Annotated in this window: 1 rRNA gene; it reads right to left on the reverse strand. The window is 51.5% G+C overall.

What is annotated here, in order from left to right:
• A 16S ribosomal RNA gene (locus ACG916_RS21515) occupies positions 1-453 on the reverse strand; the annotation flags it as partial.
• Positions 454-497: the final 44 nt, after the last annotated feature.

Genomic DNA, 497 nt, shown 5'->3' on the forward strand with positions numbered 1-497 from the left:
AGAGCCTCCTCCTCGCTTAAAGTGCTTTACAACCATAAGGCCTTCTTCACACACGCGGCATGGCTGGATCAGGGTTCCCCCCATTGTCCAATATTCCCCACTGCTGCCTCCCGTAGGAGTCTGGGCCGTGTCTCAGTCCCAGTGTGGCGGATCATCCTCTCAGACCCGCTACAGATCGTCGCCTTGGTAGGCCTTTACCCCACCAACTAGCTAATCCGACTTAGGCTCATCTATTAACGCAAGGTCACAAGTGATCCCCTGCTTTCCCCCGTAGGGCGTATGCGGTATTAGCATCCCTTTCGAGATGTTGTCCCCCATTAATAGGCAGATTCCTAAGTATTACTCACCCGTCCGCCGCTAGGTCAATTACCGAAGTAATCTCCCCCGCTCGACTTGCATGTGTTAAGCCTGCCGCCAGCGTTCAATCTGAGCCATGATCAAACTCTTCAGTTAAAAATCATTAGTGACTTAAGGTCACAATTCTGGCTCATCAATGT

It is taken from the genome of Acinetobacter legionensis (assembly GCF_048552295.1).
Taxonomy (GTDB): domain Bacteria; phylum Pseudomonadota; class Gammaproteobacteria; order Pseudomonadales; family Moraxellaceae; genus Acinetobacter.